At 37.3% G+C, this 21,232-nt stretch carries 20 protein-coding genes; 14 read left to right on the forward strand and 6 right to left on the reverse strand.

The features are described from left to right. Window positions 1–240: 240 nt before the first annotated feature. The gene (locus ACJVDH_RS08545; RefSeq protein ID WP_443947143.1) at window positions 241–2,148 is read right to left on the reverse strand and encodes a DUF3857 domain-containing protein; all 1,908 of its coding nucleotides are present in this window, start codon (window positions 2,146–2,148) and stop codon (window positions 241–243) included. Beyond that, window positions 2,149–4,119 (reverse strand): transglutaminase domain-containing protein, encoded by a 1,971-nt coding sequence (locus ACJVDH_RS08550; protein WP_443947144.1) that lies wholly within the window; start codon window positions 4,117–4,119, stop codon window positions 2,149–2,151. Window positions 4,120–4,300: 181 nt separating this feature from the next. Here ACJVDH_RS08550 and ACJVDH_RS08555 point away from each other — a divergent pair, with 181 nt between their 5' ends. Both ACJVDH_RS08555 and ACJVDH_RS08560 read left to right on the forward strand, forming a co-directional pair. Beyond that, window positions 4,301–5,269, forward strand: a complete 969-nt coding sequence (locus ACJVDH_RS08555) for an exonuclease domain-containing protein (protein WP_443947145.1) — start codon at window positions 4,301–4,303, stop codon at window positions 5,267–5,269. A gap of 50 nt (window positions 5,270–5,319) precedes the next feature. Next, window positions 5,320–7,182 (forward strand): M1 family metallopeptidase, encoded by a 1,863-nt coding sequence (locus tag ACJVDH_RS08560; RefSeq protein ID WP_443947146.1) that lies wholly within the window; start codon window positions 5,320–5,322, stop codon window positions 7,180–7,182. Between the two features lie 19 nt (window positions 7,183–7,201). On the opposite strand, the gene queG is transcribed toward ACJVDH_RS08560, so the two are convergent. Then, window positions 7,202–8,143: a tRNA epoxyqueuosine(34) reductase QueG gene (gene queG / locus ACJVDH_RS08565; protein ID WP_443947147.1), complete on the reverse strand. Its 942-nt coding sequence runs from the start codon at window positions 8,141–8,143 to the stop codon at window positions 7,202–7,204. A gap of 144 nt (window positions 8,144–8,287) precedes the next feature. On the opposite strand from queG, the gene ACJVDH_RS08570 reads away from it, so the two are divergent. Further along, complete coding sequence (locus ACJVDH_RS08570) at window positions 8,288–8,494, forward strand: hypothetical protein (RefSeq protein WP_443947148.1); 207 nt, start codon at window positions 8,288–8,290, stop codon at window positions 8,492–8,494. Between the two features lie 57 nt (window positions 8,495–8,551). On the opposite strand, the gene ACJVDH_RS08575 is transcribed toward ACJVDH_RS08570, so the two are convergent. Continuing rightward, entirely contained in the window at window positions 8,552–9,667 is a 1,116-nt protein-coding gene (locus tag ACJVDH_RS08575) for an alpha/beta hydrolase fold domain-containing protein (protein WP_443947149.1), read from the reverse strand. A gap of 125 nt (window positions 9,668–9,792) precedes the next feature. On the opposite strand from ACJVDH_RS08575, the gene ACJVDH_RS08580 reads away from it, so the two are divergent. Together ACJVDH_RS08580 and ACJVDH_RS08585 are read left to right on the forward strand one after the other, a co-directional pair. Beyond that, on the forward strand, window positions 9,793–10,158 hold the full coding sequence (locus ACJVDH_RS08580) for an STAS/SEC14 domain-containing protein (RefSeq protein ID WP_443947150.1): 366 nt from the start codon (window positions 9,793–9,795) through the stop codon (window positions 10,156–10,158). A gap of 7 nt (window positions 10,159–10,165) precedes the next feature. Next, entirely contained in the window at window positions 10,166–10,318 is a 153-nt protein-coding gene (locus ACJVDH_RS08585; protein ID WP_443947151.1) for a hypothetical protein, read from the forward strand. Between the two features lie 496 nt (window positions 10,319–10,814). Here ACJVDH_RS08585 and ACJVDH_RS08590 read toward each other — a convergent pair whose 3' ends face one another. Then, window positions 10,815–11,186, reverse strand: coding sequence for a response regulator transcription factor (locus ACJVDH_RS08590; RefSeq protein WP_443947152.1), 372 nt, complete (start codon window positions 11,184–11,186; stop codon window positions 10,815–10,817). Window positions 11,187–11,329: 143 nt separating this feature from the next. Between ACJVDH_RS08590 and ACJVDH_RS08595 the strand changes: the two genes are divergently transcribed. The 5 genes from ACJVDH_RS08595 (at window position 11,330) to ACJVDH_RS08615 (ending at window position 16,401) form a co-directional block, all read left to right on the forward strand. After that, window positions 11,330–13,543 (forward strand): ATP-binding protein, encoded by a 2,214-nt coding sequence (locus tag ACJVDH_RS08595; RefSeq protein WP_443947153.1) that lies wholly within the window; start codon window positions 11,330–11,332, stop codon window positions 13,541–13,543. Window position 13,544: 1 nt separating this feature from the next. Continuing rightward, the gene (locus ACJVDH_RS08600; protein WP_443947154.1) at window positions 13,545–13,964 is read left to right on the forward strand and encodes a response regulator; all 420 of its coding nucleotides are present in this window, start codon (window positions 13,545–13,547) and stop codon (window positions 13,962–13,964) included. 79 nt (window positions 13,965–14,043) lie between these two features. Continuing rightward, on the forward strand, window positions 14,044–14,628 hold the full coding sequence (locus ACJVDH_RS08605; protein WP_443947155.1) for a biliverdin-producing heme oxygenase: 585 nt from the start codon (window positions 14,044–14,046) through the stop codon (window positions 14,626–14,628). 180 nt (window positions 14,629–14,808) lie between these two features. Beyond that, window positions 14,809–14,988 (forward strand): histone H1, encoded by a 180-nt coding sequence (locus ACJVDH_RS08610; protein ID WP_443947156.1) that lies wholly within the window; start codon window positions 14,809–14,811, stop codon window positions 14,986–14,988. Window positions 14,989–15,456: 468 nt separating this feature from the next. Continuing rightward, complete coding sequence (locus ACJVDH_RS08615) at window positions 15,457–16,401, forward strand: helix-turn-helix transcriptional regulator (RefSeq protein WP_443947157.1); 945 nt, start codon at window positions 15,457–15,459, stop codon at window positions 16,399–16,401. 4 nt (window positions 16,402–16,405) lie between these two features. Here the strand turns inward: ACJVDH_RS08615 and ACJVDH_RS08620 are convergent, their stop codons facing one another. After that, window positions 16,406–17,422: a LacI family DNA-binding transcriptional regulator gene (locus ACJVDH_RS08620; protein ID WP_443947158.1), complete on the reverse strand. Its 1,017-nt coding sequence runs from the start codon at window positions 17,420–17,422 to the stop codon at window positions 16,406–16,408. A 437-nt stretch (window positions 17,423–17,859) separates the two neighbouring features. On the opposite strand from ACJVDH_RS08620, the gene ACJVDH_RS08625 reads away from it, so the two are divergent. Genes ACJVDH_RS08625 through miaA form a run of 4 tightly spaced genes read left to right on the forward strand, consistent with a single transcriptional unit; the run spans window position 17,860 to window position 21,145 of the window. Next, window positions 17,860–18,951: an MBL fold metallo-hydrolase gene (locus tag ACJVDH_RS08625; RefSeq protein ID WP_443947159.1), complete on the forward strand. Its 1,092-nt coding sequence runs from the start codon at window positions 17,860–17,862 to the stop codon at window positions 18,949–18,951. Window positions 18,952–18,999: 48 nt separating this feature from the next. After that, on the forward strand, window positions 19,000–19,362 hold the full coding sequence (locus ACJVDH_RS08630) for a hypothetical protein (protein WP_443947160.1): 363 nt from the start codon (window positions 19,000–19,002) through the stop codon (window positions 19,360–19,362). Between the two features lie 27 nt (window positions 19,363–19,389). Beyond that, a complete protein-coding gene (locus ACJVDH_RS08635) occupies window positions 19,390–20,211 on the forward strand; it encodes a hypothetical protein (protein ID WP_443947161.1) in 822 nt (273 codons plus the stop codon). 1 nt (window position 20,212) lies between these two features. Continuing rightward, the gene (gene miaA / locus ACJVDH_RS08640) at window positions 20,213–21,145 is read left to right on the forward strand and encodes a tRNA (adenosine(37)-N6)-dimethylallyltransferase MiaA (protein WP_443947162.1); all 933 of its coding nucleotides are present in this window, start codon (window positions 20,213–20,215) and stop codon (window positions 21,143–21,145) included. The last annotated feature ends 87 nt before the right edge of the window (window positions 21,146–21,232 follow it).

Here is a 21,232-nt window from a genome sequence, read left to right on the forward strand (position 1 = left end):
ATACGATAAATGGATAGAAATGTTGCCTTCCCCTTTTTAAGGTTGTGCAGAATAGTTTCTGTTTTACTTTAAAATGACGAAGAAGCCTGCAGAACTCTAATTCTGCAGGCGATCATAATTTTCTATCTTTGTTTATGCCAAATCAAGACAAAGATTATTCATTCTGGACAAAATATAAGCGTTTTGCAACCACAGAGATTTTAATGTACCTCATCATGATTGTCGGAATTACTTTAGGGATTATTTTTTTAAGCTAATGGCTAACTTCAGATTATCGGCAGTATGTACATCGTTGATGAATTTAGAAAACGCTGCATATTCATTTGCGGCAAAAGTTCCATCGTTTAGGCGTAATTTCCGACAATATGTCAGCTTGTTTCCTTCCACTTGAGTATACATTTTATATTCACCAAAAACCGTCTTAAATTCTTTTCGTTCGTTGGCAATAAATCCCTCGCCAGTATTTTCTGGTAAGGTGTATACGATTGTATCTTCATCAGTATAGCCTCTGTTTATGTAAATGGGTAACAATCTTGTTTTGGCTTCTGCAATGTACGGGCGGATGTTAAATGCATTGGGCTGAAAAAACATTCTGCCTCCATTTATTGAACCATAATTGCGAATATTTAAGGTGATATCTTCGGTTAAAACCGGGTCAATATCTTTTTGCAGCGCATAATGAATGGCATCAAAATCTATATTGTTAATGTTATAACTCTTTTTAAGCATTTTATTTTGCTCGCTTAAAGGCTTATCCAGAATTTCGATTTGATTATCGTATTGGGCTCCGGAATAAACCGTTTTCATGGCTCCGGTGATGTTCCCTTCTTTGGTAATCTGTAAATCGGCCCGGCGTTGCTGCAGGTTATTTGACGCGGTGAGTTTTGGTGTGTGCAATAATTTTCCGCCTTGCGGTGTACAAGCCAACACAAAACGATCATCAGTAAAATCGCTCAAAAAGCCAAATGGGATTTTTTGACTGGTACACTCCAGCCAAGTTGTATCGCCTTGCAATGGCATACATAAAATAATGTGATTGCCTTGTACTACGCTTGCGTAGTTAACATCTAGGCTTTTTTTTAGCGAACCTGCTTCAACAACACAATAGTAAGATTCAATATCTACCGCATTCAATAAACTTTGCATATAGTTTACCAGTGCCTTACAATCGCCATAACCTAAACGATCCACTTCAGCTGCCGCAACAGGTTGCAAACCACCAATTCCGATTTGTACGCTGATGTATCGGGTTTTATTTTGCAGATACTGATATAAAATTCTGGCTTTTTCTTTATCTGTTTTAGCTTCTTTAACCAGGTTTTTCGCCATTTGAACCGTAGCCGGTGGAAGTTGCATTCTGCCGGTAAGCAAATCGTCATATACCCATTTCCCCAGTTCATTCCAGTTTGTATAAGTTCCTTTATGGTTGTAATAAGTAAATTGCTGTGGTGCAATTTTAATACTGGTTAGATAGCTTTCCGGATCTGGACTGTACACTTCTGTTTTAATTGCAGGTAAGTTTGCCACCTGCCAAACCAATCTTTTCTGCTTGTCATCAACTTTTTCTGCCGGTACTCCGCCGTAATTTGAAGATTTTATTCTGATTTGATCAGTGGGTTTGCAAATAAAAGTATATACACTTTTTTCTACAGAAACATCGTTCCGAGATTTCGGCGTCCAATCCGGAATAACCATATTTTGTTTCAGGCGGATTTCATAATTGTACACGACAGTGTAGGGGTAATCGCTAATATTTGGCAAATAGTGTTTAATGCGGCTGTCTAAAAATAACGAAAAGCCGTCGGCTGCGCTGATGTCAAAAAAATCGCTTTGCGAAAATTTTGCAATTGGTTTTCCGACAGCATTGTATACTTCTCCCTTAATACTTTTTATAGTGGTGTTTTTGTCGTAGTGCAAAACCAGTCTGGCTTCGTTTTCTCCGTTTTGATTAAAAACAGTGATGGCTTTTTTAACGGTATGCAATACATTATCTGCCGCGCGCATATCAATACTGGTTTCTTCTAGTCTGATACACGCATTTGCCCGGTTTTTTAGCGCAGGTGCAATTTGATCAACATCGTAGTTTTCTTGCGCAAATAAAACCTGCATCCCAATAAAGGAGAGAAAAAAGCAAAGTGTGGCTTTCATTTAATTCGATTTTTTTAATAGGAAATCCGTTTTTTGGCTTTGGATAATTTTACTGTAAAATTCTTTAAGGGCGAGATATTCTTCAGGATCATAAATCGCTTTATTCATTTGAATAATCTGATTTAACGATAAAACATCATCCGCAAAATCTGTTTTAAGCACATAACGGGCAGTATTTCCTGTTAACGCAACATTCAAATCTTTCGGTTTATCGGTTACGGTATATTTTTGATCCAGATTGAGTGTGATGGAAATACGCTCGTCTGATACGGCACCTAGATCAACCGGATAGGTTCTTTCATTTAAAGTGAAAGGGTTTTTTACCGATCCGTTAATTAGAAAAGGACTGAAGTAAAACTGATCCTTATCGGCATTGTTAACAGTTGTAAATTCTACTTCATAAATTTCTGCGAGGATATTTTCAACACTGTCCAGGTTGGTAAATTTATGATCCAAAATTCTGATTTTGTTTTGGCGTTCACTTAAACGTTCTACATATTCATCTGGCGAGCTGTAACGCATAATTTCTCGGCGTTTGTTGTACGCTGCGTAACCTTGCGTATACGTTGTAAGTGTACCTTTTATTTTGCCGTCTTTTAAATTTCCAACCAATACATAACTGGTAACATTTTTCTGACTGGCTTTCATATCAATCCAATATGAAGGTTTTTTCAGGTTAATTACGCGGCCTTGATCGTTGATGCATCTTAAAGGAAGTAATCCAAATGGGAGCAAAGGTTCTGTAGCATCAAGCATATAACTTTTATCGCCGATATTTACTTTGGCTACGATATAGTTAAAATCTGACATAATTGGATAAAGCTTGTTCACAAAACCATTTTCCCGGGTAGATAAGATTACGGCTTCAGCATCTAAATTTGCCGCAGAAAGTGCAGCAATTAAACTCAGGTTTATATCTGCAACATTTCCTGATCTGGTATCTAAGGCTTTTTTAATGTTTTCTTCACTATATTTTCCGTAGTAATTGTTCCACTTAATTTGTTTTTTGATGTAATTGTAAATCGCTTTTGCTTTTGCTAAATCATCAGTTGCGTCTTTTGTAATCACCGGAATCAGCTCTTTAAAAAGCTCTTTCTTTTTCATCTGAACACCTAAATTTTTATCTGTAGTTAATTCATAATCTACATCTTTCCAGGTTTTGGTATAAGAAGTTTTCCCGCCGTTGGTGTATTGTACATCAGAAAGTTCAAAATAAATTGCCGATATGTAATTGCTGGCCGCCGTCATATTGTCTTCCTCAATAAAAGCCGGAATATTTTTCATTACATAACTAATTTTGGAGCAATCAACCTGTACGCCGTTTAAACGCAGACAATCTTTATTCAGTTCAGATTTCTGATCGCTCAGTTTCAGAAAACCGCGCAAGGTCACGTTGTAATTGTATATGCCGGGAATGTATACCAGATATTCGCTCATTACTTTGGGTATAGAACCCTGAAATTCCCAGGTTTTAAAGTTGAATAAATTGGGTGATCTTAAGCGATATGAATATTCAATAACTGAACCTTCACGTAAATTAGGTAAAGTAAATTTGGTAAGCCGTCTGTATTTACTTTTATTCTCAGTAAAAATGGCTTTTTTATCCATAATGGTTTCTACAAAACGATTGTTTTCCAGATTGAATGTAGACGCCCGAAGATCGGAAACATATTCCTCGCGATTGTCGTCTTTATACAACGGAATAACGATGTTGGCTTCATCAAAACCTTCTTTATTGTAGATTTTTAGTTTAACATGGTAATCAAAAACCAATTCTAACTTTCCTGTGGCATCATCAAGTTGAATAGAAGCCGTACCAAATTCTTTCAGCACAACCGCATTTGCAGTGCTGTCTATCAATTTACGGTCAAAACTATAATCGTCATAGGTAACTGCACCGAAGTCGAAATTTTGGGCAAAAATTGGGTAGAATAATCCAGTTAAAAAGATTGAGAGTAATATTTTTTTCATGTTAAGCGTTGTTTGGTATTCGCAATTTAGAGTGCGAAAATCATAAAATAAAATCTATTACTGCGTAAATATGTTAAATTTTAATTCTGGTGTAACCAACAAATGAAACCTTTTTAGCACTTTTGGTGAAATTAATATAGGAAATACACTGTTGTTATGCCAGCAGTATAGCATTTGTAAAATGAAGTTAAATTTAAAACGCCCTTTAGCATTTTTTGATTTGGAAGCTACGGGTATAAATGTAGGATCAGATAGAATTGTTGAAATTGCCATTCTTAAAGCTTTGCCAGATGGCGCTGAAGAAGTAAAAACCTGGCGCGTAAATCCGGAAATGCCCATTCCATTACAAACTTCATTGATACATGGCATCTATGATGAGGACATCGCAGAAGCACCAACATTTAAACAACTGGCTTCAGAAATTGCTGAATTTATCGGCGAAGCCGATTTAGCCGGATACAATTCTAACAAATTTGATATTCCCATGCTGTTAGAAGAATTTCTTCGGGCTGATATAGACTTCAGTATGGAAAACCGCAAGTTTGTAGACGTCCAGAACATTTTTCACCAAATGGAACAACGCACACTTAAAGCAGCATATAAATTTTATTGCCAGGAAGAACTGGTAAATGCACACGCGGCAGAAGCGGATGTAATTGCCACATATAAGGTTTTACTTGGCCAATTGGATATGTACAAAGAACGTGAGTTTGAAGATAAACAAGGCGTAAAAAGTGTTCCTGTTGTTAACGATGTGGATGCTTTACACACATTTACCAATTTGCACAAACCTGTTGATTTTGCTGGCAGAATGGTTTATAACGATAAAAACGAAGTGTGTTTCAACTTTGGAAAACATAAAGGTAAAACCACAGCAGAGGTTTTTGCAGCAGAACCAAGTTATTATGCATGGATGAAACAAGGTGATTTTCCTTTGTATACGAAGAAAAAACTGGATGAGGAATGGGCAAAATTCGGACAGAAAAAAAATGATCAGAAAACAGCTTCCCGGCCTCAAAATCCACAACAGCAACGCCCGCAAAATGCAAGCGGAAATAAACCGCATTACAATAAACCAAAAGATACCAAACCTGCACAGCCCATTAACAATGACATGCTGGAACAGTTAAAAATGAAATTCGGAAAATAATAAACAAAGGACAATTCATTTTGTCCTTTGTTATTTAAAATATTTAGCCAATGCGATCTTTACAAATTCTAACCGCCGCTCTTTTGCTTGCGGTCTCTGGAGCAAATGCACAAAACGTATTGCCAATTGAACCGGTTTTTCAGAATACATATTCAAAGGAAACACGGAGCATTACCGGCGAACCTGGAAAAAAATATTGGCAAAATGCCTCAAAATACAATTTGAAAGTGAACTTTGATCCGGCAAGCAGAGTATTGAAAGGCAAGGTGGATGTGGTGTATACCAACAACAGTCCGGATACGCTTACAGAAATCTGGTTTAAATTGTATCCAAACCTATATAAAAAAGGAACGCTTAGAAAATCGAGAATTGCAGAATCTGATCAGGGAGATGGTGTAAACATTCAAAAACTGAATGCAAATAATAAATCGATTGCTGATTTTAAGATTGATGGAACCAATATGGCAGTTAATGTACCCGCGGTTTTGCCCGGTAAAAGCATTACATTTTCTATCGATTATCAATACATCTTGAACAAAGGTTCGCATTTGCGCACCGGACAAGTAGATGAAGGTTCTTATTTTGTGGCTTATTTTTTTCCGCGGATTGCTGTTTATGACGATGTAGACGGATGGAATAAATATCCTTATACCGGTGCAGAAGAATTTTACAATGATTTTGACCAGTTCAATGCCGAAATCACAGTTCCGGGAACGTATTCTGTTTGGGCAACCGGCGATTTAAAAAATACAGCAGAAGTTTTTCAGAAAACAATTGCCGAAAGAATCAATACGGCCAGCCAGAATGATGGTGTTGTCGATGTAATTACTGAGCAGGATTTGAGTGCAAAAGCCGTAACGCAGAAAAAAGCGTTCAATACCTTTAAATTTGAGGCCAAAAATGTAACGGATTTTGTTTTTGCCTTGAGCGATCATTATTTGTGGAAATCGAGTAGTTTGGTTGTTGATCCCAAAATGAAGCGTAGAACGCGTGTTGATGCAGTATTCAACCCAAAGCATAAAGACTATTACGAAGTGATAGATTTTGCCCGCAAAACAGTAGAAGCGATGAGTTATTCATTTCCAAAATGGCCTTACCCTTATAGTCATGAAACTATTTTTGACGGTTTAGACCAAATGGAATACCCAATGATGGTGAACGATAATCCGGTAAGCAATCGCGAAGACGCAATTACACTTACAGATCACGAAATTTTCCATACCATGTTTCCATTTTATATGGGCATTAATGAAACCAAATATGGCTGGATGGATGAAGGCTGGGCAACAATAGGGGAGTGGCTTATTTCGCCGATGATTGATTCCACAATGGTTGATGAATATGGCATTCAGCCAACAGCTTCAACTTCTGGAGGCAGAGACGATAGTCCGATTATGACTTTAACGCCAGATTTGAAAGGATCAGGAACGTTTACCAATTCCTATCCAAAACCTGGGTTAGCCTATTTGTTTGTTAAGGATTATCTGGGCGATGAGTTGTTTACCAAGGCTTTGCACCACTACATTCGAAACTGGAATGGAAAACATCCAATGCCTTATGATTTTTTTAACAGTATAAATGTAGGAAGTGGCAGAAACTTAAACAGGTTCTGGAAACCCTGGTTTTTTGAAGGTGGTGTATTGGATATGGCAATTAAATCTGCTACAAAAACCTCAAACGGTTATGCAATTGTGATTCAGAATAAAGGGATTAAACCACTTCCAATAGATTTAATGCTGACTTATGATGATGGTTCTTCAGAGAAAAAACATGCAACTATTGGTGTTTGGGAATCCGGAAATACAGAAACGACCTTAGAAGTTGTCACGAATAAAAAATTGAAAAAAGTGGTAATGGGCAGCAGTCACGTTCCAGATAAAGTAAAAAGCGACAATAGCTTTTCTTTAAATTAATATGCTGAAAGGGAGAAATCTACAGGTTTCTCTCTTTTAGAAATTCTATATTTCGCTTTAAGCCTGTAAGTTTTGTTCTTTTTACAGCAGATCCCTTGAATATTTTTTTAAAAACTTCGTCGGTAATTTCTGTAAGCGCATTCGCATCCAATTCCAGCAAGCCACTATCCGGTTTAAACGCATCTTCTTCATGTACTTTTGAAAAACGGTTCCACGGACAAACATCCTGGCAAATATCGCAACCGAACATCCAATTGTCCATTTTATCTTTAAACTGATTTGGAATTTCATTTTTTAACTCAATAGTGAGGTAAGAAATGCATTTAGTGCCATCTACTACTTGTGGCGCAATAATCGCATCAGTTGGGCAGGCATCAAGGCAGCGTGTGCAGGTGCCACAATGATCGGTTTGGAAAGGATTGTCGTAATCCAGTTCTAAATCGATAATTAGCTCTGCCAGAAAGAAGAAAGATCCATTTTGTTTGCTAATGAGGTTGGAGTTCTTTCCAATCCATCCAATACCCGATTTTTTTGCCCAGGCGCGATCAAGCACGGGCGCAGAGTCTACAAAAGCCCGACCGGAAACTGCACCAATTTCCTGTTCGATAAAAAAAAGCAATTCCTTTAATTTTTCTTTAATTACGGTATGGTAATCTTGTCCGTAGGCATATTTAGAAATTTTTGGAGCCTTGGGATCCTTCTGCTTTTCCTCAGTAAAATAGTTCAGCGAAAGTGAAATTACAGATTTGGCATCATCTACCAATAATCGGGGATCTAATCTTTTGTCAAAATAATTCTCCATGTACTTCATCTCGCCGTGGTGGTTTTTAAGTAACCAATTTTCCAAGCGTGGTGCTTCCTCTTCTAAAAAAGTTGCTTTGGAAATGCCACAAGCCATAAATCCAAGTCGTTTAGCTTCGGCTTTAATAAGTTGACTGTATTTAGAAGAATTGTTGTACACGTGCAGCAAAGATAAGGCTTAGGATTAAAACATTTTATTTTATCGTGTGTTCTACTTACGGAAACTAAATGAATAAAAATCTGGCCCTGCTGTTTCTTGTGTTTAATGAAAAAATTGGCAGGGTATAGCTAAAAGACAATGCATATGGAAAATGTAGATCCGAAAAATGACGGTAGTGGAGAAGCTCCAAAACCGATAGAAAAAGATTATGAATCACACAAAGAAAGTCCGGGTCCGGCAGAGCCAGCAGTAAATGAGAAAGATGAGAACGGTGGCGGGCAGGCGCTCAAATGGGTTTTACCCGTAGCGGTAATTATCGGATTAATCGTTTGGTTTTTGCTGAGGAAATAGTCCAAGCTTAAATCAAGATAACCCCGCATGCAAATTAAACATGCGGGGTTTTTTGTATTATTTGAATGCCTCTTTTAAATGATCGGCAACATATTGTTGGGCTTGTTTAGCTTCAGGAACCAACAAAGCCATACCATAAAATTCGTGCGTTACACCTTCGTAATTTCGGCTGTTTACTTTTACGCCAGCTTCAGCAAGTTTGTTTGCAAGAAGTACACCATCGCTATTCAGCGGATCAATTTCTGCGGTTATAATCGTTGTAGAAGGCAATCCTTTTAGCTCGGCGTTAACCAGCGCTATTTTTGGATCTTGCATTTCTAATGGCGTATTTAGGTATTGTTGCATAAACCATTCCATCATTGGTTTGTTCAAAGGTTTTGCATCCTGGTAAAGTTTATACGATTCTGTATCCATATTCCCTTGTGCAATTGGATAGATTAATACTTGATGAACTGGTATCATTATATGTTTATCTCTCGCCATAATGGAAACATTTGCGGCGAGGTTTCCGCCAGCACTTTCGCCAACTACAGCAATTTTAGCAGGATCCGCTTTCAGTTCTACTGCATTCTTTACCGCCCATTCATACGCCGCAAAAGCATCATGATGCGCAGTGGGGAATTTGTTTTCAGGTGCCAGTCTGTAAGCAACAGAAATAACAATTGCTTTAACCTGTTCGGCAAGTGCTTGGGCGGATGCATTGTAAACCTGTATGTTGGCCAATGCGAAACCGCCGCCATGGTAATATAAAATAATGGGTAAAGGTTCTGTTGTATTTTTTGGCCGGTAAATGCGAAGGTACACTTTTCCGCCAGCAACAGATATTTCTTTTCCAGTTGTGTCTACCATGGGTGCAGGTACATTAACCTGATTTTGTTTGGCTAAATCCTCAACGGCATCACTCGCTGTATGATTTTTACGCGCTTCTGTGGCACTTAACGTTTCAATCGCTTTATCTCCGTAGCTGGCTAATTTTTCTACTACAGTCTGCATTTCTGGTTTTATGGTTTTGCCCCATTCCGGCGCCGGGCCAATCGGTTTTAATCCGGTTTGTGTTGTAGAATCTATTGCTGTAGAATCGGTATCGCGGGTTTTTGTTTCGTTAGTGCAAGCGTAAAATAGAAATGAGCCCAACAAAAAACAGGCGAAGGCTTTTAATGTATTGATTTTCATGGTTTTGATTTTAGATTTAAACCATTACAACAGATTGTCCAAAGTAACTGTTTGCCCTATGCCTAATCTTTTTTAAAAAACATCTTCAGAAAATGAATGTTGTGTTAAAAAGATCATCCTCTATTATGTTAACAAAAATTAAAGACTTACCAGATTACATTTTTGGCGTTACTGCAACAGGAACGGTAGATGCAGACGACCTGAAACAGGTGTTGCTACCAGGTTTACAGGAAGTTTCAGATCGGTTTGGAAAAATCAGGTATTTGCTGGTGCTGGAAACTGAAGTGAAAAATTTCACCACCGGTGCCTGGATTCAGGACGCCAAAGCCGGATTACAGAATTTTACCAACTGGGAAAGAATTGCTGTGGTAAGTGCTGAGAAAGGTGTAGAATGGTTTACAGATGTTTTTAAATTTTTTACACCCGGAACGTCTAAAGGTTTCAGTCCGGATGAACTTAAAGAAGCAAAACAATGGTTAACTGAAAATTAAAGAAATTATGAAAAACTCAAAAACTGCGGCAGAAAGCAGCAAGGCTACTTCTCCCGGCAATGCAAAAGCAAAAGGTGCGAATGATAAAACCGTTTCTGCAAAAGATGCTCAGAAAGTTAGCGTAACTAAAGATGCGCCAGAGAAACATACAAAACCCTAACAGATTAAGGCATCGATTTTCTATAAGGTTAAATGAAAATGCAATAGGATACCTCTTTTAATTTTGAGAATATTTTCATTGAATATAACATTTTGCCCCACAAGGATATGACGGTGCCTTAGTAATTATACAGATTTTTTATTATGAGAAAATTTTCGACGACAAAAGCCTTTTTAACAACCAACGGCATACTATAAAAAGTTATCATATTGAATGTAAGCAGGTAGGTACACGCAGACTTGAAATCGAATGGATCCTACCTACAGGATTGGTTATGATAAAATGATCGACGTTTTCAATAAAACTTTAGAAAAATTCAAATCAAATTAAAATCTGGCAGACAAATAGGTTTGTATTTCAGTACTGAAAGAAAGTGGAATTAAAGTGATGCTTAATATCTGTATTAAAGCACACGGCTTGATCAATACGGAACTTGCTTTGACAGAGAACTGGCAGACTTAAAAACCAGTGAAGTTGAACGACCTGTAATGACAGCTCAAACAGTTTTTAATAAAGCATAGATTTTATCCATCAACTGGTCGATGTCGAATGGTTTTGCCATAAAATCATCTGCAAGAACGCCATCAATGGCATAATTGGTACTGTTGTAACGGGCAGAAATCATTAAAACCGGGATTCCTGAAGTCGCTGCATTTTCTTTAAGACTTTTTAATAATGTTCTTCCGTCTACATCCGGTAGCATTATATCCATAATGATCACATCTGGATTAAATGTGCCAACGTATTCAATAAAATCGAAACCATTATTACGACCAGCAACATTGAATGCCTCGCTTTCTAAAATAAGAGTAATAACATCTAAAATTGCATGGTTATCCTCAACAACCAGAATGTTTTTTTTCGCCAACGTCTTTCTTGAACTAAATTTTTCGACGCAAATATAAGACAAAAGTTATATGTAAAGATCAAATTATCAAAATGTGTTTTATATAAATCTGTTGCCTTTGATTTTTCGTTATTTCTAATACTTTTGTGAAGTTATATCCATATATGAATAAATTTTCTGTTGATTTGACCAATTGCGATATAGAGCCCATCCACATTCCTGGAAAAGTTCAGTCGCACGGTTTTCTTATTGCAGTTGGAAAGACAGATTTTACGATTCGCTACATTAGTGAAAACGTAATTAGCTATCTAGGTCAACCTGCAAAATCTTTTCTGGAGCAGCGGCTTTCCAGCTTAAATGCATATGTTAAACAGCGAGATCCCGGTTTTGATCTCGAGGATTTACTTAATCTCGGCCTCATCAGAAAAAGTTTCGATGCCATTACGCCACATCCGATAGAGATTGATGGTAAGCCATTTTACCTGATTATTTCTGCATCTTCAGAAACCTGGTTATTAGAGTTTGAGCCAGTAACCTTGCAGTATGATATTCAAAGTTCTATAGGCCGGTCTGCATCAGCAATGCTGAAAGGCAAAAATGTTTCTGCATTGCTTAAAAGTGCGGCAATAGAGGTGAAAAAACTAATCAATTACGATAGAGTAATGGTTTATAAATTTTTGGAAGACGGCCATGGCGAAGTAGTTGCAGAAGAGAAAGAAAATGAACTGGAATCCTTTTTTGGATTGCATTATCCGGCGTCTGATATTCCGAAACAGGCACGTGAAATGTACAAGCTGAACTTAACCAGACTTATTGCCGATGTAAACACGCAAGATTCACCGATAATTACTGTACATGAGGACCAAACACTAGATCTAACCAATGGAAGTTTACGCGCGGTTTCTCCGATACACATTCAATATCTGAAAAATATGGGCGTGTTTTCCAGCTTCAGTATTTCGCTGATCTCACACGGCGAATTGTGGGGATTGATTGCCTGCCACAACTATAGTCCAAAATTTATTGATTATAAAGCAAGAGAAGGTTCAAAACTTATCGGACAGATTCTTTCTTCTGCACTGGAGTATCGCCAAGATGAAGAAGATCAGGAAATTATTGCGCAGTTTACAGAAACTGCAGCGGTAATAGCAGAGCACCTGGCGCGAGATAAATATTTAGTTGACGCCCTTACAGGCCATACCAAAACGTTACTGGATGTTACACATGGCAAAGGAGTAGCAATTATTTTTGAAAATAAACTAACCACTTTGGGCGTTGTGCCTAACGAAGAAGAAATTTGGGCACTTGCTGATTGGCTTAAAACATCAACAGATGAGTCTGTTTACTATACGCACAGGCTTCCAGAAATTTTTAGTCCGGCAAAAAAATACAAAACACTCGCTTCCGGCATACTTTCTTGTACCATAAGTAAAGAACTTGGTGAAATGTTTATTTGGTTTAAACCTGAACAGATTGCTACAGTGAATTGGGCCGGAAATCCGGAAAAACCATCAACACGTGCAGACAATGGGTTGTTGAGCCTATCTCCAAGAAAGTCTTTCGAAATATGGACGGAAGAAGTAGGCAATACATCTTCAAAATGGTCAGCTGAAGAGTTGGAGTCTGTTTTACGTGTTCGCGAAATCATCATTACAGACATCAATAAAAAAGCAACTGAAATACGCTTGTTGAATGAGCGGCTTCAATCTGCTTACGAAGAGCTTGACACCTTTAGTTATACCATTTCTCACGATTTGCGCACACCTTTAACATCGATCAAAACCTACGCAGAATTGATGTTGAAGAATAAAAGCATCGATGAGAATGGCCGCAAAATGCTGGATAGAATACTGAACGGTGCAGATAAAATGAATTTCCTGATCAGAGAGATTTTGAACCTGGCACGTGTTGGCCGCGATGAAATTAATTTCGAAATGGTTGATATGGAAATGCTGATCAAAGAGATTTCTGCAGAAATCTGGTCGGCCTTTAAAGCTGAAAATTCAAAATTGTTGATAGGTAATTTACCTGCCATAAAAGGCGATAAAACGATGGTAGGTCAGGTTTTTTCCAATTTGATTAGCAATGCTGTTAAATACTCATCGGGTAATGAAAATCCAATAATAGAGATCAACGGAGAGCAAGACGCAAATGAAATCATTTATACAATTAAGGATAATGGTATAGGAATTGATAATCGTTATTACGACCGGGTCTTTGAATTGTTTAAACGGATGGACAATGTTAAAAATATCGAAGGCACCGGCGTTGGATTAGCGATTGTTAAGCGAATTGTTGAGCGCCACGATGGTCGCATTTGGTTTGAAAGTAAACTGAACTCAGGATCGGTTTTTTACGTTGCTTTTAAGAATAGATAAAATGATAACACCAGATATTTTTTACGTGGAAGATGACATGGACTATGCATTTTTTATGCAAACTGCCATACAAGAAGTCAAAGAAACTTTAAATTTAACAATAGTTGAAGATGGGGCAGAAGCACTTTTGCGTTTACAGAGGTTTGCAGAAAGTAAAACCAAGCCAAAACTAATTTTACTGGATTTGAATTTGCCGGGTCTCTCTGGTTTGGATTTGCTGAAATTCATCCGCGATATTCCTTATCTTAAAACCATACCTGTAATTCTTTTTTCCACATCAGATAATCCGGACGATGTTAAAGCATCAATTGAGTTTGGCGCAAATGCATATTTAACCAAGCCGGATGGTTACGATAATCTGGTTAAGTGCGTACACTCCGTCCACGATTTCTGGTTTAACCAACACTTGAGATTAAATTAACATTACGAAACATAAAAAAGATTTGAGCAAAATGCACAAATCTTTTTTGTTTTATACACTATAATAGAATATACAGAATATGATTGCCAATTTATTGAGAACAGAAACCGCTGGACAACATCAATCGCTAGAGAACCTAATGTTTGTGAATCAAATCATGAACAAAACCTTAAGCACTGATGAATATAAAAAATTGCTTACGGTAAACTATATCATTCATAAAGAACTGGAAGGTAAGCTGATTAAAATGCTTGATCCGGGAGTTGCACTAGCACTGGATATGAAGAGCAGAGTAAAAATCAGTCATTTGGAAGAAGATCTTCATTATTGGGAGATTGATGCCAAAGCGTTACCACAACTCAATTTCGATTTATTTGTGCCTGGTCAAAGCACAGCAGAAATACTCGGCGCACTGTATGTGCTTGAAGGTGCAACTTTAGGTGGAAATGTGATTAAGAAACATCTTTTAGAAAACCCGAATTTTGATGGTAAAGAAGCAGGTTTGAATTATTACGGTGTTTACGGCGCTGAGATAGGCGCAAAGTGGAAAACTTTCGTAAGTGTGCTAAACAGCAACGTAACTGAAGCAGATTATCAGGCCTGTATTCATTCTGCAAATGAGACCTTCAACAATCTCATTAAGCTCTCAAACCAGCTAAAATAATGACTGGATTGACATACATAAAATGCAAAATGTTTGTCTAAATGCCTTCCAGCGGCATTTTTAGGCTGTTGAAATGTGTAAAACTTATTTTAAATAAAACTTGGCATTCTCTTGTTAATTCGACCTAAATATGTATAATTGAAGAAATAATATTTTTAACCTTAAAAACATCAATTAGCGATGGAAAAATTCTCACAAGTTAAAGCTGCAGTTGCTGCTATTGAGGCAGACGTAGAAAAGTTTTATAATGCTGGCAACGCAGCTGCTGGTACTCGCGTACGTAAAGCTATGCAAGATCTTAAAGTTTTAGCACAAGAGATTCGTGCAGAAGTAACTGATAAGAAAAACGCTGGAAAATAATATTTAGCGATTAAAACAAACAGGGTTTCGATATTGTCGAAACCCTTTTTGTTTGTTCTAATTTTTAAAAATGAATTTTTTGCAGTTCCTGCAGCCTCCTCTAAAAATCCCTAAAAAGATAAAGCTCCCCATCGCGGAGAGCATTTATCCAACTAACAAAACATATTTTTTTAAACTAAAGGCAAATCTATCGACTATCCTTTTTAATTAATTTGTATTCTATACCTGGCTTTCCGCGTGTTATTGATTCACCAATACCCATAGCCGTAAATCGTAAAGCATTTTGTTTTAACAGTATCGCGGAAATCTTCCTTCGCAACACCAATCGAACCAAATATTACATAAACCCCTGGCAGATTTTTCAATTTATTTAGACTAATTATAAATAATTAATGCAAATTTGTAGATATTAAGAGCATTTAGATAACGCTGTACGGATAATTAATGCCGTTAAAAGGATTAAAATTTATGAACATTACGATAGCAGATACAAACGCTGCCATTCAATTTTATATACAACATGCCAATCCAGGCCAGAGCGATTCAGACAGTTTGAGTGATCAAGCTGTACGACTTGATAATGCGTACGGAAGTTTCAAAATAAGAAATGAGAGGAATCAGCATTTTCAGCTCTGCAAGATCAGTTTGTCTACAAACTCGATTTTGGATATACAGTTTGAGCCATCAGCATCGTCAATTGCCTGGGTATATGCTGTTGAAGATACCGCAAAGGCAAATATTCCTTTTTCAGGCGGAAATGGAGTTCAAAAATATATTTTTACGGGGGAGAGCAAAATGCTCAAGGTTAGCGTATCAAATCCGAATGCAACACTTCTTTTTATCCAGCTGAGTGCTTCTTATTACCATAAACTGACCGGCTCTGACTTTGATTTAAAATCATTTTCTGTCTACGGAACACAAATCTCACCAGAAATTCTGATGATTATCAGAACACTTTACCATTGGGAGTTGGATGGAAGACTTAGGAAGATGTTTATAGAGGCCCGGCTTTTGGATTTGCTCATCGCACATTTAAAGCCGCTTACCATAAAATCCTCCTTTTCATTGAAAGAAGAAGATATGGAGAAAATTAAACATGCGCGAAAGTTGGTGGGAACCGATTTGCAAAAACCAATTTCTTTGATGGAGCTTTCCAGAAAAGTTGGGATTAATGATTTTAAGCTTAAAAAAGGATTTAAAGAGTTAACCGGCGAAACGGTTTTTAGATATTTGTACGATTTGCGTATGAAAGCTGCCTACAACTATTTAGCCGAACAAAATAAAGCGGTTAATGAAGTAGCTTATTTGGTGGGCTATAAAAATGCCCAGCATTTTATTACCGCATTTAAAAGAAAATACAAAACCTTACCCGGAAAACTTAACAAACTGAATAAAATCAGCGCAAACGTTTGATTTTTTAAGAAAGTTCCTCGTTCACAATAAGATCAGATTCTACAACGGTATTGTAAAAAGCTTGCGTTTCTGCATTGGGGCTGTTTATTAAATCAAGCAAAATGTTTGCCGCTTTTTGTCCCTGTAAATAAGGATATTGCTCTACGGATGCAACTGGAGGATGATCGAGATAACTGATAATAGGTAAGTTGGCGTAACTGACCACGTCAAAATCTTTAGTTGCATTAATTTTTTTAAAATATTTGATCAGAAACAAAGCCACATAATCGTTAAAAACAACAATAGCTGTGGGTTTTCTTTTGTGTTGGATAAATTTAATGGCGGCTTCAATTGTACTTTTTTCAGTAAGATCACAATTGATAACCAACGAAGGATCAAATTTTAACCGGTTAAAGGTAACCGCCTGCATGTAACCGTCTTTACGTTCCTCACTCGCAAAAAGAGTGGAAGGGCCATTAATCATTCCGATGGTGCGGTGGCCTTTCTTCAAAAGAAAGTTTACGGCTTTAATTGTGGCTTTTTCCAGACTGCAGGCAACGTAATGAATATTTTTTAGAGGAGGAATGCGATCGAAAAAAACAACAGGTATATTAAAATTGCTTAAACGTTCAAAGTGGTCATAACGTGAGGTGTCTTTGCTGATTGAAACCAATAATCCATCAACTCTTTGGTTTTTCATTTTCTCTACCAGTTTCACTTCTTGCTGATAATCGTCATGAGATTGAGCAAAAATAACCGTATAGTTTCGTTTTAAAGCTTCATCCTCTATCGCGGATATGGCCGTAGAGAAAAAGTATTCTGAAAGTTCCGGCAAAATTACACCAATCGTATAGGTTTTTCCTTTTTGAAAAAAAATAGCAGCATTATTTGGTTCATAGTTTAGCGATTTCGCCAGTTCTTTAATTTTTTCGCGCGTTACAGCACCTATACTAGGATGATCGTGCAGCCCTCTCGATACGCTAGAAGGAGAGATGTTCAGGATTTTTGCGATTTCCTTAATGGTTATTGGTTTTGTTGCCATCGTAAAGCTAAACTACAGTAATTTTTTTCAATTGTACATATAGGTTATTCAGTCAAACGTTTGCGTAATCTTTCCAAATTCAATTTATTGTTTGTAAATCTGAATATAGATACTTTAGCGCTCTAAAATAATATCCGAAATAAGTGATCTTCCGAAACAAAGATGGCTGTAAAAGATTCATTTACCCAATGATTAACACTAAATTCCTCTGCTTTCAGAGGCATTTTAATTACATACAAGTACGTATATGGTATCATGCTAAATGGCCGCAATCAGTTTTTCTAAACGTTTGTGGACAGCAAGCCTGCATCAATCAGAACAAGTTATTTGAAAGCAATTCTAAGTCTTTTGTCAGTTTTAGTCTGATACATTTAAAAGCCTTAGTCAATCGTGTTCTTGTAGAAACCTTTTGCTAAATTGGCACCTCAAAACTTTTTATGATCGTTATTTATATATTGATTGCGCTGATAATCGTCTTTTTAGCAGTAACCAACCTTCCCGTTTTCGGCAGATTGCCACGCGGTTTCAGATTAGATAAAATACAACATTTATCCAACTACAGCAAAGGTGCATTACAAAATTTGTCGCTTACACCTATGCAACCAGAAGGCGTAAGTTTTTTTACTATTTTGAAAGAATTTTTAACCAATAGAGATCCGGCTCGAATACCGCAACATTCACTTAAAACTCTTGTGCCGGATTTAGATTCAAAACCCGGTTTATCTGCAACTGAAATTATCTGGTTTGGGCATTCTTCCTATTTGATTAAGATCAATGGATACAGAATATTGGTCGATCCGATTTTTAGTAAAACACCATCGCCGTTTTCTTTCATTGGAAGTAAAGCTTTTCCTGGGACAGACTTTGTACATGCAAAAGATTTTAAAGATATTGATGTCTTGTTAATTACACACGATCATTATGATCATCTCGATTATCAAAGTATTTTACAAATTGCGCCAAATGTGCCTAATATTGTTACTTCTTTGGGCGTAGGCGCGCATCTTGAACGTTGGGGAATTGCGTCTCAAAAAATTAAAGAACTTTGCTGGCATGACGAAATTGAAGTTTTAAATGGGTTAAAACTTACAGCTTTGCCGGCAAGGCATTTTACTGGCCGGAAATTTAAAAGAAACCAGACCCTTTGGTCAGCGTTTGCATTAAAAAGCGGAGATGCGAAATTGTTTATCGGCGGAGATTCTGGCTACGATGCGCATTTTAAAGAAATCGGTTTGAAACATGGTCCATTTGACCTCGCAATTTTAGAGTGTGGCCAATACAACGAATACTGGCCATTTATTCATATGTTTCCTGAACAAACTGTACAAGCTGCTATTGATTTGAAAGCAGATGTATTGATGCCCGTACATTGGGGGAAATTTAGTTTAGCAATGCATCCTTGGGATGAGCCAATTAAAAGAGTGTCTGAAGCTGCTGAAGACAAATCTGTCGAAATTACAACACCAATGCTTGGCGAAACAGTAAAACTGAAAACAACATATCCGAAAGTTAAATGGTGGTTGGATTAAACAAAATTCTGCAAGATGTGTTTAATCGTAAACCCTATAAATACCGATATGAAAACAGATCTTGTAGAAATTTTCCAAACCATCAGAGCAACTACTCAACCATATGCATCCCAAGGTTACACCGTTCATGAGAATTCAGAATCTGGCTACGATCTTTACAGCGAAAAAAATATAGATACCGACCAGGAAAAAATTACAGAACGTTTTTTTGCAGGAATTTACATTAATGGCGATGCTGTAGAAGTAAAATTAAATACAGAGGATTTTGAACCAAATTCAGATAATTTAGCCGATTTCGGTGAACATAAAAAAGGTTATCTTTTACAAGATTTGGACGATACACAAGCTAAAGAAATCAAAATGCTAATCGAAATAATTCATACCCACTTTAAAGAAAAGGAGTGGATTTAGTATAATATATGATTAAATTTGCGGTGAATGCAAGGTTTACCGCAATATTTTTCTTCGGGATCAGTTACCCATCAGCAAGTGTTTTCTTTTTGGAAAGATGAGGTAAAATCTGCTTGCGCGGAATTGCCGGTTTCTTCCGATATCCATCACGCAAACGCATTTACACTAATCGTATTTGAAAACAACATGTTGGTTTTGAATTTAATATCCGTTCAAAATTCGTTCACAGCTACTCAACTCCAAAATTTGCAATATCAGTATCAAGATCACAAAATCAATCTGATACATTTATGGGAAGATGTTTGGGCAACCAAAAGAGCGCAGGTAATTGCCAGGATACAATCTTTACTTGGTTTTAATACACGTTTACACGGCCGTAAAACCAAAGTTGCCAGAATAGATAAACCAACAGCAGATCTTTTTCTAGATAAACATCATTTGCAGGGCCCGGTAAGCAGCAGATATAAATTTGGATTGTTTTTACAGGAAGAACTTGTTGGCGTGGCCACTTTTTCGGCTTTGCGAAAAATGAAACATTCGCCGAATTATACATCTGCAGAATTGATTCGCTTTGCGATAAAATCCGGATTTTCTGTAACTGGTGGATTAAGCAAACTTCTTGCACATTTTAAGTATGTTTATCATCCAAATGATATTATGTCTTATGCAGACTGCGATTGGTCTGCTGGGGCGTCATATGCCAGATTGGGTTTTACATTGGAAGGAAAACTCGAATCCCAGATCTTTCAGCTCAATGCTGAATGGGAGCGAAGCCTGATTAAAGACAATACGCCAAGTGAGATTTCCGTCTTTAATACCGGGAGTTTAAAATTTATTTTGAGATACTGATATGCAAGAAACAAATCTGCTCATTATCCTTGGTGCAACGGCTTCCGGAAAAACTAAACTTGCCGTAGAGATTGCGCACGCGCTGGGCAGTGAAATTATAAGTGCCGATAGCAGGCAAATTTTCAAAGGAATGGATATTGGCACCGGTAAAGATTTAAACGAATACAATCTCGGAGGTAAATCCATCCCGCATCATTTGATCGATATTCTGCCGGCGGGCGCCCGTTACCACGTCGATGCTTTTAAAACCGATTTTTATCAGGCATTTGCCACAATCCGGCAAAAAAATAAATTCCCGATTCTTTGTGGAGGTACAGGTATGTACATCAATAGTATTCTACAAAATCAAAAGTTTACATCTGTACCTGTCGATGCCGTTTACCGCGAAAAAATTGAGCTATTGCCGAAGTCAGAATTGGTGAAAAAGCTTGCAGAATATCCTGAAGAACAAATCAAGCATGTAGATGTAGCCTCTCACAAACGCTTGGTACGCGCATTGGAAATTGCACGTTATCTAAAACACAATCCATTACCAGAAATTGAACGTCCTTTAATTAAGCCTGTAGTTTTCGGATTAAAATCTGAAGTGGAGGCCACGCGTTCCAGAATTCAGCTTCGGTTGAAAGATCGGTTGCAGAACGGAATGATTGAAGAAGTAGAACATTTACTTGCCAACGGGCTTACGCATGAAATGCTGAGTTTTTATGGGTTAGAATACAAGTTTATTTCAAAATACGTACTTGGAGAATTGACGCTTGACGAATTGAGTTTGCATTTAGGCACGGCAATTTGCCAATATGCCAAACGGCAGAATACCTTTTTTAGGAAGATGGAAAAAGACGGCGTACACATTAACTGGCTGGATGCAGCGGTAAGTACAAGGGAGTTAAAACAACGTATATTGGAAATAGTTCTTAAAAAAATAAAATCGTAAATCTGAGCATATTCTGACACAAAAACACCTTTAATGTATACAATTAAGGCCTTTTGGCATAGCCTTTGTAATTGTTGAGGCATATTA

The organism is Pedobacter terrestris (genome assembly GCF_052343045.1).
Lineage (GTDB): Bacteria > Bacteroidota > Bacteroidia > Sphingobacteriales > Sphingobacteriaceae > Pedobacter.

Bases quoted from the DNA above. Each gene is read 5' to 3' on its own strand.
- ACJVDH_RS08545 (WP_443947143.1), bottom strand. From the start codon at position 2,148: ATGAAAGCCACACTTTGCTTTTTTCTCTCCTTTATTGGGATGCAGGTT.
- ACJVDH_RS08550 (WP_443947144.1), bottom strand. From the start codon at position 4,119: ATGAAAAAAATATTACTCTCAATCTTTTTAACTGGATTATTCTACCCA.
- ACJVDH_RS08555 (WP_443947145.1), top strand. From the start codon at position 4,301: ATGAAGTTAAATTTAAAACGCCCTTTAGCATTTTTTGATTTGGAAGCT.
- ACJVDH_RS08560 (WP_443947146.1), top strand. From the start codon at position 5,320: ATGCGATCTTTACAAATTCTAACCGCCGCTCTTTTGCTTGCGGTCTCT.
- ACJVDH_RS08570 (WP_443947148.1), top strand. From the start codon at position 8,288: ATGGAAAATGTAGATCCGAAAAATGACGGTAGTGGAGAAGCTCCAAAA.
- ACJVDH_RS08575 (WP_443947149.1), bottom strand. From the start codon at position 9,667: ATGAAAATCAATACATTAAAAGCCTTCGCCTGTTTTTTGTTGGGCTCA.
- ACJVDH_RS08580 (WP_443947150.1), top strand. From the start codon at position 9,793: ATGTTAACAAAAATTAAAGACTTACCAGATTACATTTTTGGCGTTACT.
- ACJVDH_RS08585 (WP_443947151.1), top strand. From the start codon at position 10,166: ATGAAAAACTCAAAAACTGCGGCAGAAAGCAGCAAGGCTACTTCTCCC.
- ACJVDH_RS08595 (WP_443947153.1), top strand. From the start codon at position 11,330: ATGAATAAATTTTCTGTTGATTTGACCAATTGCGATATAGAGCCCATC.
- ACJVDH_RS08600 (WP_443947154.1), top strand. From the start codon at position 13,545: ATGATAACACCAGATATTTTTTACGTGGAAGATGACATGGACTATGCA.
- ACJVDH_RS08605 (WP_443947155.1), top strand. From the start codon at position 14,044: ATGATTGCCAATTTATTGAGAACAGAAACCGCTGGACAACATCAATCG.
- ACJVDH_RS08610 (WP_443947156.1), top strand. From the start codon at position 14,809: ATGGAAAAATTCTCACAAGTTAAAGCTGCAGTTGCTGCTATTGAGGCA.
- ACJVDH_RS08615 (WP_443947157.1), top strand. From the start codon at position 15,457: ATGAACATTACGATAGCAGATACAAACGCTGCCATTCAATTTTATATA.
- ACJVDH_RS08620 (WP_443947158.1), bottom strand. From the start codon at position 17,422: ATGGCAACAAAACCAATAACCATTAAGGAAATCGCAAAAATCCTGAAC.
- ACJVDH_RS08625 (WP_443947159.1), top strand. From the start codon at position 17,860: ATGATCGTTATTTATATATTGATTGCGCTGATAATCGTCTTTTTAGCA.
- ACJVDH_RS08630 (WP_443947160.1), top strand. From the start codon at position 19,000: ATGAAAACAGATCTTGTAGAAATTTTCCAAACCATCAGAGCAACTACT.
- ACJVDH_RS08635 (WP_443947161.1), top strand. From the start codon at position 19,390: ATGCAAGGTTTACCGCAATATTTTTCTTCGGGATCAGTTACCCATCAG.
- miaA (WP_443947162.1), top strand. From the start codon at position 20,213: ATGCAAGAAACAAATCTGCTCATTATCCTTGGTGCAACGGCTTCCGGA.